The following is an 18,621-nucleotide window of genomic DNA, read 5'->3' on the forward strand; positions in this document are numbered from 1 at the left end:
TCTTTTGCCATGTCGATAAAAATTTCTCCTAAAGTACCATCATTGTATTCGCCGGTGCGGAGGAACAAAGCCTGCCCATTTATTTTTGCTTTTTGTGTAAAGCCCCTGCGCTTAGCCGGTAGTGCCCTGCGTTCAACAATCATTGCCAGCTGACGTTTTAATGTTGTGTCGGCACTGCTTTGTACACGTTTGTTCATTTCATCCAGCAAATCATCAATGGTTAATTTACCCATATCAACCATAGTAGAAATATCTGCTGCCAATGATGCTGCATTTTCTTCACTGATGGTTTCGTCTAATTTTTTCTTCTTATCAGATTTATTGCTAAGTGGCTGTGATAATTTACTGCCATCACGGTATAACGCACACGCTTTTAAACCCAGCTCCCAACTCATGCGGTATGCATCAGCAATTTCTGCCTGCGTAGCTTCGTTAGGCAGGTTGATGGTTTTAGAAATGGCCCCGCTAAGGAAAGGTTGCGCTGCACCCATCATGCGTATGTGGCCGTGTGCATGAATATAACGTTGCCCAATTTGTCCGCATTTGTTAGCGCAATCAAAAACAGAAAGATGTTCGTCTTTTAAATAAGGCGCACCTTCTACAGTCATTGTACCGCAGATGTAAATATTTGCAATATCAATTTCTTCATCAGTAAATCCTAAGGCTTCTAATAAACTCCAGCCAAAATCGTTGTACTGCTCCGGTTTAAAACCAAGGCGCTGGAAACAATCTTCGCCTAAAGTATATACATTAAATACAAAGCCAATTTCAAAAGCTGCGCCTAACACTTTATTTACTTTTTCTACATCCTCAGCAGTAAAGCCTTTTTCCATCAATGTTTTTTTATTGATGAAAGGTGAGTTGTTTAATGAAGCATGGCCTTTTGCATAATTTACAATCTCTTCAATTTCGGTTTCGTTATATTTTAAATTACGCAATGCGGCAGGTACACTTTGATTGATGATTTTAAAATAACCGCCGCCACTTAATTTTTTAAATTTCACTAAAGCAAAATCAGGTTCAACGCCGGTAGTATCACAATCCATTACCAAACCGATGGTACCTGTTGGTGCAATTACAGTGGTTTGTGCATTGCGGTAGCCGTACTTCTCTCCCATTTGCACTGCATCATCCCATGCTTTTGTTGCAGCTTTCAATAAATAATCAGGGCAATATTTTGCGTTTATCCCCTGTGGTTTTATTTCAATGCCTTCGTAAGCATCCTGTGCATCATACGCAGCGGCACGGTGGTTACGCATTACACGTAACATGTGTGTTTTATTTTCTTCGTACTTATCAAATGCACCAAGGAAGCTGGCTAATTCTGCAGAGGTTGAATAAGCAACACCCGTCATGATTGCGGTGATGGCTCCTGCAATACCCCTTGCTTCTTCACTATCATAAGGAATACCGCTTACCATTAACATACTGCCTAAGTTTGCAAAACCCAAACCTAATGTTCTGTAATCGTAACTTAATTGTGCTACTTCTTTACTTGGAAACTGCGCCATTAAAACAGACACTTCTAAAACTACTGTCCATAAACGACAAGTGTGTTCGAAACCTGCTACATCAAATGTATTGGTGCTCTCTTCAAAAAACTGGCGCAAATTAACGCTGGCTAAGTTACAGGCAGTATTATCTAAAAACATATATTCACTGCAGGGGTTACTTGCTCTTATCGGTCCGCCTTCGGGGCAGGTATGCCACTCATTAATAGTAGTATCATATTGCGTACCGGGGTCAGCACAACGCCATGCAGCATAATTAATTTTTTCCCATAATTCTTGTGCTTTTATTTTTCTCATCACACGGCCATCGCTTCTGCCTTTTAATTCCCAATCTCCATCTTCATCTAAAACTTTAAAGAAAGAATTGGGGATACGTACAGAGTTGTTACTGTTTTGTCCGCTAACAGTTCTGTAAGCTTCGCCTTCGTAATCGTTAGAATAACCTGCAGCAATTAACGCTGCCACTTTATCTTCTTCTTTTGTTTTCCAGGTTACAAATTCTACAATTTCCGGATGGTCTAAATCCAAACAAACCATTTTAGCTGCTCTTCTTGTAGTGCCACCACTTTTAATGGCACCTGCTGCCCTGTCGCCAATTTTTAAAAAACTCATTAAGCCGCTTGATGTGCCACCGCCGCTTAATTTTTCACCTTCGCCACGAATGCTGCTAAAGTTGGTACCCACACCACTGCCATATTTAAAAATTCTTGCTTCACGTACCCAAAGATCCATGATGCCACCTTCGTTAACTAAATCGTCATTTACACTTAAAATAAAACAGGCATGCGGTTGCGGCCGTTCGTAAGCGTTAGCCGATTTTTTTAATTGCCCGTCAACAGCATCTACATAATAATGTCCCTGTGGTTTGCCGGTTATGCCATACACTTCGTGTAAGCCTGTGTTAAACCATTGCGGACTGTTAGGTACGCAGGCCTGGTTTAAAATAGAATACACCAATTCATCGTAAAACACTTCTGCATCCTTGGGGGTTGCAAAATAATTATATCTTTCGCCCCATACACGCCAGCAATGTGCCATGCGGTGGGCCACCTGTTTAACGGTTGTTTCTCTTCCGGTTGTTCCATCAGCTTGTGGTACGCCTGCTTTTCTAAAATACTTTTGAGCAAGAATATCTGTAGCAATCTGGCTCCACTGTTTCGGTACTTCTACATTATCCATTTGAAATACAACTTCGCCTGTAGGATTTTTAATTACAGATGTACGGTAATCATATTCGAACATATCGAATGGGCTAACATCCTCCTTGGTAAACTGCCGGCTGAACTGCAGCGCTTTTGTGGTTTGTTTCTTCGTTGACATATATACAAGTGCTTGATTGGTGGGTTAAGTAATTGTTAAGCCAACGAAAATATTTGTTACAGCCGAACAAACAAACTTTTTAATATTAACACTTGTGGACAAAATTGGTGGATAATTTGACAGACCCAATACTGTATTGCGTTTGCTTACTTTTCCCCATCTTTTTATAAAAATGTTTGTTTAAAATCTTGGAATTTTCAGCAAAATTTCAATGGGTTGATTTTAGGGTGTTTTTAAGAATTGCCTGAAAATGCAAAGTAGTTTTTTTGATATCAAAGGTTTTATTTTTAAAATGTTTCTTTACTTCACCAATTTAGCTTTTTCTTTGAGCAAAATTAATTTACATGGATCAGAAAAGAATATACACGATTGTTGCTGCAGTGTTTGCAGTTACCTACGGTTATAACCTGTTTTGGTTTTTCAGATCGCTGATAGAATTTAGCAGTTTTGGTTTTCAGTTTACATTTTTTATACGGTATGTACCCATATTTTTAGGCATAGCAGGATTAGTTATTTTTATTTCTTCGCAATTTAAACGCAGTAATTTATTAAGGGTAATTATGTGTATGGAAATTATGTCGTTCCCTTTTTTGGCCTTTTGGTACATACAATTTTTTACAAAAACTTACGGGCCATTAAATCAGCCTGCACAATTAAACTGGACGTTTTATGTGGGTTGTGTAATAAACGCAGCATTACTCTTCGCCAGTATTATTGGTTTAAGAAAATTATCTTTTAATAAAACTGCCAAGCTTTCTTTTATAACTTATGGCGCTGAAAGTACCGCACAGTTTTTTCCGGCAAGCGCAGGGCAGCGTTTTGTTAACCGGCTGGTAGATGGGGTGATGATAATATACATACTCCTGATAAACCTGGAATCTATAAATATTTCTTCGGGCTGGGGCGATGATTTTCAGCCTGAAATTATTCTCATAATCCAAATTCCTTTTTTAATTCTTTATTACATCATTTTAGAAGGTATTTTTAATACTACCGCAGGCAAATGTGCCACCGGCACCACTATTGTAAATGAGCAAGGGCAGCGCCCCGGTTTTGCACAAATTTTAGGAAGAACTTTTAGCCGCATTATCCCATTTGAACCATTTAGTTTTTTTCGTGCCGGTTCAAGAGGCTGGCACGATACACTTACCAATACTTATGTAGTTGAAAGTGTAAACCAGGAAGATTCGGGAATGGATGAAATTACTTTTGATGCAGAAATGCAAAACGCATAATAATGAGAGCCGTAATACAAAGAGTAATCCATGCAAGCGTAACCATTGATGGCAAAATTAAATCGGCCATTAAAAATGGTTTACTGGTTTTTGTTGGCATAGAAGATGCAGACAATAATGATGACATTGAATGGCTGAGCAATAAAATTGTAAACCTCCGCATTTTTGATGATACGAACAAAGTGCCCAACATTTCTGTAAAAGATAATGGTGGCGATATTTTATTGGTAAGCCAGTTTACATTGCATGCGGCAACAAAAAAAGGTAACCGTCCTTCTTACATAAAAGCAAGTAAACCAAATATTGCCATACCATTGTATGAAAAAATGATTGTACAGTTAGAAAAAGATTTGGGTAAAAAAATATTTACTGGAGAGTTTGGAGCAGATATGAAAGTGGAACTGCTGAATGATGGGCCTGTGACGATTTGGATGGATACAAAAAGCCCCCTCTAATCCCCCTGAAGGGAGAGGACATGGAGAAGATTATTAAGAAGATGAATTTGTATTAAAAAATAATTTATGAATGATATTACTTTACTGGAAGCACAAACCAAAGTTGACGAATGGATAAAAACTTTTGGTGTAAAATATTTTAGTGAGCTAACCAATCTTGGCATATTAATGGAAGAAGTTGGTGAGTTAAGCCGATTGATGGTAAGGCAATATGGTGAGCAATCTTTTAAAGAAAGCGATAAAGGCAAAGAACTGAGTGATGAGATGGCAGATGTTTTGTGGGTATTAATTTGTTTGGCCAACCAAACAGGTGTAGATTTAACAGCAGCCTTACATAAAAATTTTGAAAAGAAAAATTTAAGAGACAGCGAAAGGCATTTGAATAACAACAAACTACAATGACAGCATGAAATTTTCGGTAAAAGATATATGGGTAATGCTAAAACAATCCTTTAATGATTTTATTGATAATAAAGTTTTAAAGTTAAGTGCGGCATTAGCTTTCTATACCATTTTTTCGCTACCTGCTATGCTGATAATTGTAATTGCTGTAAGTGATATTTTTTATGGCCGTGAGGCCATTGAAGGTACACTCTATCACCAGATTGCCGGCTTTGTGGGCAGCGATGCGGCGGTACAAATACAGGAAACCATTCGTGGTGCTGCCTTATCTGGCAGCAGCAATTTTGCCACCATTGTTGGTGTGATTACTTTATTAATTGGTGCCACCAGTGTATTCAGCGAAATTCAGGATTCTATCAATCATATCTGGAAGTTAAAAGCCAAACCACGTAAAGGAAAAGGTTTTTTAAAGATGGTCATCAACCGCCTGCTTTCATTTTCTATTGTGGTAAGCCTAGGTTTTTTATTACTGGTGTCTTTATTAATAAACGGTTTGATGGATGCACTGATTAACCGCCTTACCAATATGTTTCCGGAGCTGACAGTGATAATGGTTTATGTGGTAAATCTCCTGATTACTTTTGGTATTACTGCATTATTATTTGCTATGATTTTTAAAGTGCTGCCCGATGCCCGTATAAAATGGAAACATGTTAGGGCCGGTGCCTTTACCACTGCTGCACTTTTTATGATCGGTAAATTTTTAATTGGTTATTATTTAGGGCATAGTAAATTGTCTTCTACTTATGGCACTGCAGGTTCTGTTATTGTAATGCTGCTGTGGGTATATTATTCCGCAATGATCTTATATTTTGGTGCTGTTTTTACGCATGTATTTGCATTGCACACCGGCTCCAGAATTTATCCCACCAATTATGCGGTGTGGGTACAGGAAATTGAAGTGGAATCTGTGAACTCTATCCAGGAGCAACCCGAACAAAAGGCGGTGATTAAAACACCTGATGTGCCGCCGGTGGTGTGAGGTGGTTTTTAATATATTTTTTTTTGATAAAGAAATATTCAATGTTCAACATACAATGTTCAATGAAAACACATTTGTATTATACTGTTTATTGAATACTTATTTTCTATACACCCCGGTATTGCATAAATTATTCTGTTAAAAATTTCTCATGCCCTTCATTCAATCATTTTCCATCAACACCAGCAAACAAAATCCTTTTCCCTTTAATGTACCTGCTGTACAGTTTGCAAAAGATATTATATTAAGCAACATAAATATTTTTGTGGGTGATAATGGCAGTGGCAAATCTACTTTACTGGAAGCACTGGCTTACAAAATTAATCTGCCACTTATTGGTGGCTTTATTAAAGCCAATAACAGAATGGGTTTTGAAGCCGCAGAATTATTACAACCTTATTTACACCTCCACTGGAAAAGAGAAACCAGCAGGGGTTTCTTTTTCAGGGCAGAAGATTTCAGCGACTTTATAAATGGAGTAGAACAGGAAAGAAATAAAATTGCCGGCGACTTAAGTGAATTAAAAGGTGTGGTGGATGACAGCATCATCAATAAAATGAGTGAGAATATGAATTTTAATTTACGTGAAATGCGAAAAAATTATGGAGAAAATATGCAGGCATTTTCGCATGGAGAAGCATACCTTAAAATACTGCAAACCCGAATTGGTGATAAAGGGATTTTTTTGCTGGATGAGCCTGAAGCTGCACTTTCGCCATTAAAACAATTATCGCTTATATCTTTAATTTTAGAAATAGTAAAAAATAAAAATGCTCAATTTATTATTGCTACACACTCTCCTATTTTAATGGGTATTCCCAATGCACAGCTTTACGAAATTCAGGAAGATGCCATGCAGAAAGTTGACTTTAAAGAAACCGACCACTACCGTATTACTAAAACTTTTTTGGACAACCCGGAGTATTATTTGAGGCATTTGTAAAATAGCGGAATGCTAAACCCTGCCTACCGGCAGGCAGGCCTGACGGCGGTTGGCGAAAATAAAAAGCGGACGCTGCTATAACCGCCGACGGGGCTAAGGAGCCGCCGTCGGGGTTAGCAAAGAGTATTTAAATTTTCAATCTACGCTTTGGTAAAAGTTGAATAGTTATTTACTGTACACGAGTGCGACGCCAATGCAGCTGAACATTGCTGCTGTTTTTGCCCGGCCAATGCAAAGCATCCTGCGGATAAAATTGCGAAGCTAATTTTATTGACCGCTGTGCAATGTTTATATTTGCAGTTATGGCAAACGAAACAAACAATTTTGCGGCATTGATTGCCCATTGTAAAGAGTATGGTTATATTTTTCAGAGCAGCGAAATTTATGATGGCCTGGCGGCGGTGTACGACTACGGACAAAATGGTGCACAGTTAAAAAAGAACATTCGTGATTACTGGTGGAAGAGTATGACGCAGCTGCATGATAATATTGTGGGCATTGATGCCGAAATTTTTATGCACCCCACTACATGGAAGGCGAGCGGACACGTAGATAATTTTAGCGACCCGATGATTGATAATAAAGACAGCAACAAAAGATACCGGGTGGATCATTTGATTGAAGCACATGCAGAAGCTTTAGCCGTTGAAGGAAAAAAAGAAGAAGAATTTGCATTACTGAAAAAGATGGATGAACTTTTAGCAGCAACCGATTATGCCGGCATAAAAAAATTAATTGAAGACAATAATATTAAATGCGCCATCAGCAAAACCTGTAACTGGACAGATGTTCGTGAATTTAATTTAATGTTCAGCACCCAAATAGGCAGCGTAGCCGAAGAAAGTGATACCATTTATTTACGCCCCGAAACGGCACAGGGTATTTTTGTAAACTTTTTAAATGTGCAAAAAACCGGCCGTATGAAAATACCTTTTGGTATTGCACAAACCGGCAAAGCTTTTAGAAATGAAATTGTAGCCAGGCAATTTATTTTCCGCATGAGGGAATTTGAACAAATGGAAATGCAATTCTTTGTTCGCCCCGGCACACAAATGGAATGGTACAACTTTTGGTCGGCAGAAAGAAAAAAATGGCATGAGAGTTTAGGCATACCTGCAGAAAAATTACGTTTTCATGATCATGTTAAATTAGCGCATTATGCAGATGCAGCTATGGATATTGAATTTGAATTTCCGTTTGGCTGGAAAGAACTGGAAGGCATACACAGCCGTACCGATTATGATTTAACGCAGCACCAAACTTTTAGCAAAAAGAAAATACAGTATTTTGATAACGATTTAAAAGAAGATGGTAAACCTTACGGCAACTACACGCCTTTTGTGGTGGAAACTTCTGTTGGCCTCGACCGTTTATTTTTAACCATTATGAGTCTGGCTTACGCCGAAGAAAAATGGACCAAAGAAGATGGCAGTGAAGACAGCCGTGTGGTGTTGCGTATTCCTGCAAAGATCGCTCCTACAAAATTGGCCATTCTGCCTTTGGTAAAAAAAGATGGCTTGCCCGAAATTGCAAAGGAACTGATGAATGATTGCAAAAACCATTTTATGTGTTTTTACGAAGAGAAAGATGCCATTGGTAAACGCTACCGCCGCATGGATGCGATTGGTACACCGTTTTGTGTAACGATAGATCATCAAACTAAAGAAGATAATACGGTTACGATAAGGTACAGGGATACGATGGTGCAGGAAAGGATTGCGATTAAAGATTTGAAGGAATTGGTGATGGAGAAGATTGGGTAGATAGGGGTTTGATTAATGAGTTGCTTCAATAAATTTGCAAGACTTATCAGTTATTTTTACTTTATAATAATTGATAAAAAAATAATTTTAGCTGGTTATAATAAGACTGATGAAACCTTATAAATTTATAAAGACGGGAGCAGATTGGTATATCGACCTTCCTGAATTTATTGAACAAGGAGGAAGTATTGGTGATTTGCAAATGGTAGATGGTGCAGATAAAATGCTTGACATGATGGCTGAAAATTGTGATTTAGTTATTTTGTGCATTGATAAAGAACAATTCGATGGAGCTGACCTTATTACTTTGATTGAAAAATGTGATCCGTATATTGGTGGTGGTTATTACTTAATGCAAAAATACGAAGGAAAAGAAATTAATCGAACTATGTGGTTATGCCAAGTTACAGAATTTGTATTTGGTGATATACCACTGCAGATTTTTGTAAAAAGAGAAAAGTCGTGATTATGATAGTTAATGATTAAGAATAATTTTGGAGCAATTACTCTCTGTAAATATTTTTCTTTACAATTATTCGGGTTTTATCTTTCCTTTTTTGCTTTTATAATACTGTATAGTTTATCATTGTTTTTTTCATTGAGGGAATTTATGACAGAAAAAGAAAAGATTATTTAAAAAATTACTTCTTCTTCAGTACCACCAGTTATTTTGAAAAATCAAACATTTTTTTATACATTTTGATTTGGTAACTATTCATCCGTTTTATGATGGCAATGGCCGAACCAGCCGTTTGCTGATGAATTACCTGCAACTGATTTTTAATTTACCACTCAGTATAGTTTTTAAAGAAGATAAGGCCGCTTACTTTGAAGCTTTACAACAAACAAGAAAAGAAGAAGACATTACTATCTTCAGAAAATTTATGTTTGCCCAATACGCCAAATACCTGCAACACGAAATTGAAAAGTTTGAGCAGGCAGAAAAAGGCGACGGAAAAGGTAAAGGGTATTCTTTTGTATTTTAATAGGGTAAAACTCAACCTGTTTTTTAATAGTGTATTGTTCCGCACCGCTTGATGGATATTGTTAAGCCCTTTTTAAAAATTTACTACATTAGCAGTACAAACCTGCAATGAAGAAATTAATATTTACCTGCGCCGTTCTTATTTTTAAGGCTTTGCTGTATGCACAACAGCCGGCCAAAGAAATAAAACTATCCGAATTGTTTTTAAAAAATGAAATTTCTATTTTTAATATTGCATCAAAAAACAATAACTTCTCTCTTTTCGATACTATTTCAATTTCTTTTACCCTTACCAATAATTTTAATACCGATACTTTAATTTATTATACCGAAGGCTATTGCGACTGGTATAGTTTTACCGCCACACCTGTAAACAGTAGCAAAGCTGCTGTACACCAAATTAGCGGCAGAAAATATTTTGGCAAAATAGCATACGAGAATGTGTATTATCCGGCGCAAAAATTATTACTGGCTGCAAACACTTCTTATAATTGTTTTGTACAATGGAAAAGTAACAGTTACAACCAAAGTGGTACCAGCTCTGCATTGCTTACGCCTGCTGCTTATTTTGCAAATAAAAAGCCAATAGAAAAAGCGCTGTACACCAATAATATCATTACGTATTTTTTTACCGGAGCTATATGCTTTGGTTTTTTTCTTTTTCTTTTTTTGTATTACAAGAGCCGGTATAAGTTATTTGGCCTGTATGCTGCTTTTCTTTTTTTTCAGGGGCTTTACGGTATTATTCTTTTTGATGTGTACACCTCAATAGGCAGCCTGTTTATTTCGCATATAAACTGGGATGAGTATGTAACCGAACTGATCGTTTTTTTGGGACAGGCCATTTACATTCAATTTTTAATAGGGTGGCTTAAAATAAAAGAAATAAGCAAACGCCTTACCAGTATATTTAATTTACTGTCTTTATTTTTTTTGCTTTATGCTGTGTCATTCTTTATTATTTATTTAATAGAACCGCAGTGGCAACCTTTATTTTATATGAGGGCTGTGGTACGTTTGCTGGGGCTTTTATTTCAGCTGTTTCTTTTTTACAATATTATTTTTAAAATTAAAACCCCGGGGCGATGGTATATTTTGGTGGGTAATATGCTGTTAATGCTAATGGCAATAATAATGATTTATATAAAGGGCAAAGGAGGATTTACTAACACCTGGTTTGTAGATATTGATAATGCAAGCTGGTATATGCTGGGGGTTTTATTTGAAAGCTTATGTTTTTCGCTGGGCATGGGCCTGCATTATTTTGAACTGCAAAACGAAAAAAATATTTTACACATACAAAATCTTAAAGCCAGGCAACTGCAGTTAGAAGCAGAGGAAAATAAATTGAACGACAGGCTGCGTATCAGTCAGGACCTGCATGATAGCTTAGGCTCGACACTCAGCAGCATTTCTGTTTACAGCCAGGTGGCAAAAATTCATGGCGAAAAAAATGAAGCAAACGATTTAAATGAACTTTTAGAAAAAATAAGTGGTACCTCCAACCAAATGGTAGCCGAGATGAATGATATTGTTTGGGCTATTAATCCCCTGAACGATGATATGGAAAAAATTATTCAGCGTATGGAGTCTTTTGCAAAACCCCTGACTGCTGCAAGAAATATTCATTTTGATTTGCAGTATGATAAATCTATTCTTTTATTACAATTGGATATGGAGAAAAGAAAAAATTTTTATTTAATATTTAAAGAAGCGGTGAACAATGCCATTAAATATTCCGGCGCTTCTGAATTATCGGCCAAAATTAATTTAGCTGAGCACAAACTGTTACTGCAGGTAAAAGATAATGGTGTAGGTTTTAATCCCGAAAATGAAATGACCGGTTATTCTAAATCACTTTCGGGTAACGGTTTAAGTAATATGCATGCAAGGGCTGCGGAACTGAATGCCCAACTAAACATCCTCAGCCATCCCGGCAAAGGCACTGCTGTTACACTTCAATTTTGGGTTAATTAACTTTCCTTAAATTTTTGCATAAGTTATGCAATACCCTGTTTCATAGCCCTTATAATTCTTCTCAGTGCTCCCGTACAATTCCCTAAATCACCACTATCGGTGATTGTATAACATTGCTGCCGCTGTTACTTTTGCCTCCTGAATTTTTAAACATTAAACAAAACAAATTATGAAAAAGATTACAATTTTTGCCCTCACCATTTTGCTTTTCAGTGCATGCAAAAAAGACAAAAAAAACAGCGTTCCTATTAAGGTGAATTTTAGTTCTTCTGTAAATCTGGCATCGCCAAATTTAACATGTACTTTGCCGGGGGTTCCTTTTGCAATTGCTAACAGCGGTTATTTTCTAGAGGGTACTGTTACACATTTAGGCACCATTAACCCAAATACCAGTATGGGCCAAGATGGTTTCTGTAATTTAAGTTCTGGTTTTATACTTACTACAAAAACCGGAGGGCAGATAGTTGCGGCAAATGGCGATAAGATAACTTATACCGGTGATGATGCAATTGATTTGAATAATGTAATAGTAAATGGAGGTACCACGGCGCCTATTACCGGGTTGTGGACAATTACAGGCGGTACCGGAAGATTTACAGGTGCAACGGGATCTTTTCCAATTAATGGCACTGTTAATGTTGCCGCAGAAGGAGGTCCGGTATTTAGCATTACCGGCGAAGGAACTATAACTTATTGAAGTTTTTTTTTCTTAAGTTAACCATTTTTACTGCAAAAAAATTATATGCTGTTACAGTAACTACAGCGGATGTTCTATTACATATTGGATAAAAATAGATGAATAGTTAACAGCAATAGCATCCCGTTTCGCCAAAACGAAACGGGATTTTTTATCTTTTTCAGTGAAAAATATTTATTGTTATTTTTAACGGCAGATTTTTTTAACAAATCCAATCTCACCACATTCGGTGATTGCACAGTTTTTTTGTTGCAATTAATTTAGCATTTTAAAATTTTTTGTATGAAAAAGACTGTACTGATTATCGTTACTTTTATTTTTTACCTAAATGTTACTGCACAAAATGTAGGCATTGGCACAACAACTCCGGCACAAAAATTAGATGTGGTGGGCAATTTAAAAGTAAGCGGCGCCATTATGCCCGGCGGTACATCCAGCACAAACGGGCAGGTGTTAACCAGCAATGGTGCAGGTGTTGCACCAACCTGGGAAAGTGTGGCATACTCGGGTGGCGGCAGGTTTTGGATTATCCTTACCAATAATGCAAGAACAACTGGCGGTTTTACTGGTCGTGGTGGATTTATTGTGGATGGCGCTGCAAACCTGACTTCACAGGAAGATTCATTAGATTTTGGAAGCACCAACGAAACAGGAACTTATTTTACAATAAGCAACCCGGGGCTTGTAAATAATTTTGTTATTGCAAACAGAACCGGCCTGTATCATTTTGAAGGTGTGATCCGTTACTTTACAACAAGTGTACTTAGCGTAAATATGCTGCCAAGAGCCACATTATTTTTTTCAGCCAATCAGGCAACTGCTCCTAATCTTGATATACTTTTAATTGAAGACCCAATGGATAAAACTGGCGGCAGTGAAACCAGCAACAGCACCAACGCCTATAACTACACAGCAAAATTTCATTTTAATATTCACTTAGAGGCCAACACAACATTTACCTTTATTACCGGCTTTAACCTGCTGCGTTATCCAGGCGCACAAGATTTGATTGCATTAGGAGTAAGCAGCAATGGCTATATAAGTGGTCATTTTATTTCGGAATAATTTTTCTTATCTTAACAAAGAAATAAAAGCAACGCATGGGCTTTTTATAAATTTTATCACATGAGTTTACGCATTGCCATATTTGATGATAATAAAAATATTCGTGAAAGCATTGGTATGCTTTTAAAAACCGTAAAAGAATTTGAAGTAACCGGTTCTTTTACTCATGTACTGGATTGTATGGATGATATAAAAGATTGCAAACCCGATGTAGTGCTGATGGATATTGAAATGCCGGGTATGACAGGAATTGAAGCTGTAAAAATTATTAAAAAAGAATTTCCAGAAGTATTGATACTGATGCAAACAGTTTTTGAAGATGATGACCGGGTGTTTGATTCTATTTGTGCAGGTGCTTCCGGTTATATTTTAAAAAATCAATTAAACTTAAAATTAATTGATGCAATAAAAGAATTGCAATACGGCGGCTCCCCTATGAGCCCGTCAATTGCAAGAAAAGTATTAACTAAAATGCAGCAGATACCAGAACATGTAAAACCCGAAGCTGCCCCGGATTATCATCTTACAGCAAGAGAAAAAGAAGTGCTGGCTTGTATTGTAAATGGGCTGGCTCATAAAATGATTGCCGAACATTTATTTATCAGTTACGAAACCGTACGAAGCCATGTAAAAAATATTTACGAAAAATTGCACGTGGCTTCAATAGCCGAAGCAGTTATTAAAGCAATGAAAGAGAAGATTGTGTAAGCCTACTTCTTCTTCAGCACCAGCGGCTCTTTTAAAAAATCAAACATTTTTTTATACACTTCCTGCAGCATGGGGTATTCATCTACGGTGTATAAACTTTTTTTAAACTCAAATACAAACAAACAAACTGCCGAATTATTTTCTTTATCATACTCCACCGTACGGGTGAATACAATATCATTATCAGGGGTACGCATTTTTACCGATTTGGGTAATTCATCCGGCACATAATTTTTGGGCAGTATAATACTGGCATAGGTGCTCACCGTTCTTTTATAACCAAAATTTATATTGCTAAAACGGTTATCGCTTATAAACGGATTGCTTTCAAAACCAAAAAAAAGATTCAGGGGTACATATAAATAATCGCCGCTGCCCGAAAGGTTGGTGCTGAATTTAAATTTTTGTTCTGCCGGCAGCGAATCGTTGGTTTGATTTAAAAATTCAAACTCTTTAATTTCCAGACCTTCTTTTTTAAAATAACTTTCAATATATTTTTCTTTGCCTTCATCTTTATAATCTTCAATTTTTTCAATACGGGAGTAACCGCTGTTCTTTACATATACTTCTCCGGAAAAAATCCCTTTATCATCTACATTCATTTGTGCATTTATATAATCGCTGTACTGTAAGGAATCGTTGGTAATGGTAACCAGGCCGCCACTTTTTTTATTTACAATAAGAGCGGTGGTATTGAGAATGTCTTTAGGTATTATATGTGGCGGAGTATTTTTATCTGTTGCATCTAAATAATATTTTTTCCCTTTTATAATTACACAGGCAAATACCGAATTGAACTGATCTACAAAAGGATACTCAATATTTACTTTGCCATGAAACCTTTCGCTAACTAAAGTTGGATAAGCATCAAGACCGGCATCTTTTAAAAGGTTTACTAATATTAAATTTATTTCGCCGCTGGTGCCTTTCTTTTTTTCCCAGGGGTCTTTAACACCATCGCCTGCATACTTACTGTAAAAACCGTTCCAGCTCATATTGTTTCTAACATAATTATATACCGCTTTCATTTTATCTTCTTCTGATAAAAGCTTTTTCATTTCTTCAATAAATGAACCTGTACCTGGAATATTTTTTCCTAACTGGCTACCAAAAGATTTTTCTATCAGCATTTCACGTACTACTTCTTCCCACGATGTCATGTAATTTTTTTTGCCATATCCCTGGTTTATACCGCTTAATTGAAAAATTACTTTTTGCAAATAGTCTTCTCTCGAATCCATATAAGGTTCTGTGGTTAGAGAAGGTATATTATTCATTTCAAAAAATACCCTTCCGGTTTGTTTTTCTAACTTTACCATAACAGGTAAATCTTCCCGTTTATTAATGCGGTAGGCAAATTCTGCCCTCGGTAAAATGGTAAGGGTATATTTACTTTTTATTACAGGTAATCTTTTTTGAAAATCCCAGTCACCAAGTCCTCCATAGTGTTTCATAAAACTTCGGTACTTATATTCTATAATACTACCCACTTTAATATTAGGGAAAGCAAAAGTTATTGAACCGGTGCGTTCATCTAAGTTTTGTTTGTAAAAAGATTTTTTAGTAAGATTTTCGGTAACCACTTCTCCGGAAGCAGTGATGTTAGTTACCATTGCTTCCAGCAAGTCAATAAATTCAAAATCATCTTTACGGTAAAACTGCAGGGTAACATTGGCAACATCAAAACCCTTTTCTTTTAAAATTTTTATACGCACATGATGATAAGTAATAAGACGTTCTTCGTCATCATGATCAGATACAGCTTCATTTAATAATATAACTGCTGAGGCATCTTTATCAAAAGCGCATTCTTTTAAATCTATTTCTTCGGCGCTTAAATTGCCGTAGTTATTAGGCTCCTGTGCAAAAGAAATAAAAGGAGCAATCAAAATAACTAATACTAAAAGCAGGTTGTTTTTCATTGTACAAATTATCAGGGTAAAAAAAATATTACACTCCAAACTGAATTAAATGATGGTCTAAATGTTTCCACGTGCCTTTACTCCATTCTTCATTAGTTAGTCTTCCAAAAAACGGGTGCTTTTCTCCACTCATGCTGGCTGCAGAAAAACTATTGATCATATCAATTAAATTTTGTTTTTCTTTTTCAAACTCCTGTGGATTAACAATAATAAAAGATTTATCGGTGGGTAAGTTACGCTTAAATGGTTCTTCATTAAATAATTTATTTTTAAAAAATGGGCCTAACAGACTTAATAAAAAATTGCTTTTTAATTTATGCTTGCCTGTTGCAACACCCAATGGCATCTGGCAGTGTGCCAGCATTTGTGCCACATTCATTTTACCCCATTGTGCCGGGCTTTGCGGTGTTAATTTATTTATGCGGTTGATAATATCTTGTTTTGTAGAGGCATCAAATAAATTTTTTACTTCCATAATAATTTTTAGTATTAAAGGTTATTAAAATTATAGCGGCAAATTTTTAATGCATACACCCAATATAAACATCGGCCTGTTTAACATAAGCAGTTCTATAAAAGTTCTTTGCTTTTTTTAATATTGTATTTGTTTCATAAATTTTATTTTATCCATACAATTCCTGGTGAATGGCTTTTCTGTCGTAACCCATTTCAGTAATTGTTTTTTTGGCTTCGTCAATCATATTCTTCCAGCCGCATAAATAAAAATGTGCAGGAGGTAATGCATCGCCTTGCTTTTTTTCTTCAATCAAATTTTTATACACCTGGTGTACATACCCTTTTACACCATCCCAATCTTCTCTTGATAAAACAGGAATATAATGCAGGCCGGGATTAATTGCTGCCAGGTTTTTTAATTCCTCGTAATACAATAAATTTTCTTTTGTTCGGGTACCGAAAATTAAATACACATTTTTATGCGGCAAATTATGCAGTGAAATATGTTGCAGCATACTTCTAAAAGGTGCGATGCCGGTTCCGGTACAAATTAAATAGTAATCGGTATCTAACACTTCGGGCAAGGTGAAAACGCCAACGGGGCCACGAAAAGTTATTTCACTACCCACTTCAATTTTATCAAATAAATAAGAAGTGCCTGCGCCATCTTCCATATAAACAATTACCAGTTCAAACACATTGCTGCCATCGGGCCAGCTGGCAATGGAATAACTGCGCCAGCGCTTATTTGTTTTTTCATGTATGGGCAAATCCAGTGTTACAAACTGGCCGGGTTTAAAATCGAAGCTTTCCAGTTCGGGTACCTGTAACCAAAATCTTCTGGTGTTAATAGTTTCATTTTCAATTTTAATAACTTTTGCTGTGCGCCAGGGTTCTATAGCCATTTTATTAGTTTTGGTTAGAAAGATACAAAAAATATTTTCTTACACAACTATCACATTTTTTTAGGAGACTGTCTCAAAAGCAAACAAATCTGTCACATTGAGTTTATCGAAATGGTTACAGATTTGTTTGCCAGCGATTGTAATATTTCGATACACTCAATATGACAATTGCTGGGTATTTTTTGAGGCAGCCTCCTAAAAAAATGTACCTTATATTTGCAGCCGCAATGAATTTGGAAGTGTTGTTGAAAGATTATGCAAATGACCCCCGCTGTTTTAAAATAGTGGATGGCATCACATTGTCTAAACCGCAGCGAATTCACTTATCCGGCCTTCAGGGCAGTGCATCGCAATTTATAATAACATCAGTTTTTAATCATCCTTCTGCCAGCCAGCTCAATCATTTAATTATTTTAAGAGATGCGGAAGAAGCCGCTTATTTTCATAACACCTTAGAAAATTTAACCGGTGCTTTAAACCTTTTTTATTTTCCTTCTTCTTTTAAAAATAAAAAAAATTACAGCCTGCTTAACTCCAGCCATGTTATGCTGCGTACCGAAGCGCTGACAAGATTAGCTGGAGGCAATAATAAAAATATCATTATCACTTATCCTGAAGCTTTATTTGAAAAAGTGGTATTATCAAAAACACTTTCCGATAATATTATTTCTATAAAGCAAAGCGATACACTGGATGTAAACCGCATTTTAGGAAAGTTTGTAGATTATGGTTTTGAAAGAACCGATTTTGTTTATGAGCCGGGGCAGTTTGCAGTACGTGGTGGCATTCTTGATATCTATTCTTTTGGTAACGAAAAACCTTATCGTATAGAATTGTTTGGTAACGAGGTTGACAGTATAAGAATTTTTCATCCCGAAACACAATTGAGCGAAAGAAAATTATTGCAGGTAAACATTATCCCTAATGTAGATATTTTACAGAATGAAACCGGTGAAAAAATTTCTTTTTTAGAATTTTTACCGGAGAATGCAGTAGTATGGAGTGAGGACTGGAATTTTATTAAAGAAAAAATTGTACAGGAAGAAGAATCGTTTGGTATTTGGAATGCGGAGGTTGTAATAAAAACTACCATTGAAGAAACGGAAGACAACTTAACCAGAAAAGATTTTACAGTAAATGATTTTGTAAGTGCTGATAGTATTGAAGAACAAATTCAATTCAGGCATATTATTGAATTTGGAAGCAAAGCTTATTTCCAGAAAAATAATCAACAATCAATAATCAATATTCAATATTCAATAAAAGAGCAGCCTGCTTTTAACAGGCAGTTTGAA

Annotated in this window: 16 protein-coding genes and 1 pseudogene; 13 read left to right on the forward strand and 4 right to left on the reverse strand. The window is 36.3% G+C overall.

Going from position 1 to position 18,621, the window contains the following annotated elements:
• The coding region (locus ACY651_RS03740; protein WP_462249844.1) for a vitamin B12-dependent ribonucleotide reductase at window positions 1-2,831 on the reverse strand (2,831 nt) is incomplete at its 3' end.
• Between the two features lie 344 nt (window positions 2,832-3,175).
• Here ACY651_RS03740 and ACY651_RS03745 point away from each other — a divergent pair.
• The 12 genes from ACY651_RS03745 (at window position 3,176) to ACY651_RS03800 (ending at window position 14,043) form a co-directional block, all read left to right on the forward strand.
• Complete coding sequence (locus ACY651_RS03745; protein WP_462249846.1) at window positions 3,176-4,066, forward strand: RDD family protein; 891 nt, start codon at window positions 3,176-3,178, stop codon at window positions 4,064-4,066.
• 2 nt (window positions 4,067-4,068) lie between these two features.
• Complete coding sequence (gene dtd / locus ACY651_RS03750) at window positions 4,069-4,521, forward strand: D-aminoacyl-tRNA deacylase (RefSeq protein WP_462249848.1); 453 nt, start codon at window positions 4,069-4,071, stop codon at window positions 4,519-4,521.
• A gap of 66 nt (window positions 4,522-4,587) precedes the next feature.
• Window positions 4,588-4,923 (forward strand): nucleotide pyrophosphohydrolase, encoded by a 336-nt coding sequence (locus tag ACY651_RS03755; protein ID WP_462249850.1) that lies wholly within the window; start codon window positions 4,588-4,590, stop codon window positions 4,921-4,923.
• Between the two features lie 4 nt (window positions 4,924-4,927).
• Window positions 4,928-5,905, forward strand: coding sequence for a YihY/virulence factor BrkB family protein (locus tag ACY651_RS03760; RefSeq protein WP_462249852.1), 978 nt, complete (start codon window positions 4,928-4,930; stop codon window positions 5,903-5,905).
• Window positions 5,906-6,056: 151 nt separating this feature from the next.
• Window positions 6,057-6,848, forward strand: a complete 792-nt coding sequence (locus ACY651_RS03765) for an AAA family ATPase (RefSeq protein WP_462249854.1) — start codon at window positions 6,057-6,059, stop codon at window positions 6,846-6,848.
• Window positions 6,849-7,150: 302 nt separating this feature from the next.
• The gene (locus ACY651_RS03770; protein ID WP_462249856.1) at window positions 7,151-8,611 is read left to right on the forward strand and encodes a glycine--tRNA ligase; all 1,461 of its coding nucleotides are present in this window, start codon (window positions 7,151-7,153) and stop codon (window positions 8,609-8,611) included.
• A gap of 109 nt (window positions 8,612-8,720) precedes the next feature.
• Window positions 8,721-9,077 (forward strand): DUF6717 family protein, encoded by a 357-nt coding sequence (locus ACY651_RS03775; RefSeq protein ID WP_462249858.1) that lies wholly within the window; start codon window positions 8,721-8,723, stop codon window positions 9,075-9,077.
• Between the two features lie 226 nt (window positions 9,078-9,303).
• The gene (locus ACY651_RS03780) at window positions 9,304-9,597 is read left to right on the forward strand and encodes a Fic family protein (RefSeq protein ID WP_462249874.1); all 294 of its coding nucleotides are present in this window, start codon (window positions 9,304-9,306) and stop codon (window positions 9,595-9,597) included.
• 107 nt (window positions 9,598-9,704) lie between these two features.
• The gene (locus tag ACY651_RS03785) at window positions 9,705-11,573 is read left to right on the forward strand and encodes an ATP-binding protein (RefSeq protein WP_462249860.1); all 1,869 of its coding nucleotides are present in this window, start codon (window positions 9,705-9,707) and stop codon (window positions 11,571-11,573) included.
• Window positions 11,574-11,742: 169 nt separating this feature from the next.
• Window positions 11,743-12,270 carry a hypothetical protein gene (locus tag ACY651_RS03790; RefSeq protein WP_462249862.1) on the forward strand — a complete coding sequence of 176 codons (528 nt, stop codon included), beginning with the start codon at window positions 11,743-11,745 and terminating at the stop codon, window positions 12,268-12,270.
• Between the two features lie 282 nt (window positions 12,271-12,552).
• Entirely contained in the window at window positions 12,553-13,335 is a 783-nt protein-coding gene (locus ACY651_RS03795; RefSeq protein WP_462249864.1) for a hypothetical protein, read from the forward strand.
• A 60-nt stretch (window positions 13,336-13,395) separates the two neighbouring features.
• The gene (locus ACY651_RS03800; protein ID WP_462249866.1) at window positions 13,396-14,043 is read left to right on the forward strand and encodes a response regulator; all 648 of its coding nucleotides are present in this window, start codon (window positions 13,396-13,398) and stop codon (window positions 14,041-14,043) included.
• Window positions 14,044-14,045: 2 nt separating this feature from the next.
• Here ACY651_RS03800 and ACY651_RS03805 read toward each other — a convergent pair whose 3' ends face one another.
• The 3 genes from ACY651_RS03805 to ACY651_RS03815 all read right to left on the reverse strand — a co-directional run bounded on the left by ACY651_RS03805 (window position 14,046) and on the right by ACY651_RS03815 (window position 17,326).
• Complete coding sequence (locus ACY651_RS03805) at window positions 14,046-15,965, reverse strand: DUF3857 domain-containing protein (RefSeq protein WP_462249868.1); 1,920 nt, start codon at window positions 15,963-15,965, stop codon at window positions 14,046-14,048.
• Window positions 15,966-15,993: 28 nt separating this feature from the next.
• On the reverse strand, window positions 15,994-16,440 hold the full coding sequence (locus ACY651_RS03810; protein ID WP_462249870.1) for a DUF1569 domain-containing protein: 447 nt from the start codon (window positions 16,438-16,440) through the stop codon (window positions 15,994-15,996).
• A gap of 148 nt (window positions 16,441-16,588) precedes the next feature.
• The gene (locus tag ACY651_RS03815; protein WP_462249872.1) at window positions 16,589-17,326 is read right to left on the reverse strand and encodes a ferredoxin--NADP reductase; all 738 of its coding nucleotides are present in this window, start codon (window positions 17,324-17,326) and stop codon (window positions 16,589-16,591) included.
• A gap of 203 nt (window positions 17,327-17,529) precedes the next feature.
• Here ACY651_RS03815 and ACY651_RS03820 point away from each other — a divergent pair.
• A pseudogene (locus ACY651_RS03820) lies at window positions 17,530-18,621 on the forward strand (transcription-repair coupling factor); the annotation flags it as partial.

Origin of the sequence: Ferruginibacter sp. (assembly GCF_031391665.1) — a bacterium.
In the GTDB taxonomy this organism is placed as follows: Bacteria; Bacteroidota; Bacteroidia; order Chitinophagales; family Chitinophagaceae; genus Ferruginibacter.

Bases quoted from the DNA above. Each gene is read 5' to 3' on its own strand.
- ACY651_RS03805 (WP_462249868.1), bottom strand. From the start codon at position 15,965: ATGAAAAACAACCTGCTTTTAGTATTAGTTATTTTGATTGCTCCTTTT.
- ACY651_RS03760 (WP_462249852.1), top strand. From the start codon at position 4,928: ATGAAATTTTCGGTAAAAGATATATGGGTAATGCTAAAACAATCCTTT.
- ACY651_RS03745 (WP_462249846.1), top strand. From the start codon at position 3,176: ATGGATCAGAAAAGAATATACACGATTGTTGCTGCAGTGTTTGCAGTT.
- ACY651_RS03795 (WP_462249864.1), top strand. From the start codon at position 12,553: ATGAAAAAGACTGTACTGATTATCGTTACTTTTATTTTTTACCTAAAT.
- ACY651_RS03815 (WP_462249872.1), bottom strand. From the start codon at position 17,326: ATGGCTATAGAACCCTGGCGCACAGCAAAAGTTATTAAAATTGAAAAT.
- ACY651_RS03800 (WP_462249866.1), top strand. From the start codon at position 13,396: ATGAGTTTACGCATTGCCATATTTGATGATAATAAAAATATTCGTGAA.
- ACY651_RS03785 (WP_462249860.1), top strand. From the start codon at position 9,705: ATGAAGAAATTAATATTTACCTGCGCCGTTCTTATTTTTAAGGCTTTG.
- ACY651_RS03765 (WP_462249854.1), top strand. From the start codon at position 6,057: ATGCCCTTCATTCAATCATTTTCCATCAACACCAGCAAACAAAATCCT.
- ACY651_RS03775 (WP_462249858.1), top strand. From the start codon at position 8,721: ATGAAACCTTATAAATTTATAAAGACGGGAGCAGATTGGTATATCGAC.
- ACY651_RS03770 (WP_462249856.1), top strand. From the start codon at position 7,151: ATGGCAAACGAAACAAACAATTTTGCGGCATTGATTGCCCATTGTAAA.
- ACY651_RS03810 (WP_462249870.1), bottom strand. From the start codon at position 16,440: ATGGAAGTAAAAAATTTATTTGATGCCTCTACAAAACAAGATATTATC.
- ACY651_RS03790 (WP_462249862.1), top strand. From the start codon at position 11,743: ATGAAAAAGATTACAATTTTTGCCCTCACCATTTTGCTTTTCAGTGCA.
- ACY651_RS03755 (WP_462249850.1), top strand. From the start codon at position 4,588: ATGAATGATATTACTTTACTGGAAGCACAAACCAAAGTTGACGAATGG.
- dtd (WP_462249848.1), top strand. From the start codon at position 4,069: ATGAGAGCCGTAATACAAAGAGTAATCCATGCAAGCGTAACCATTGAT.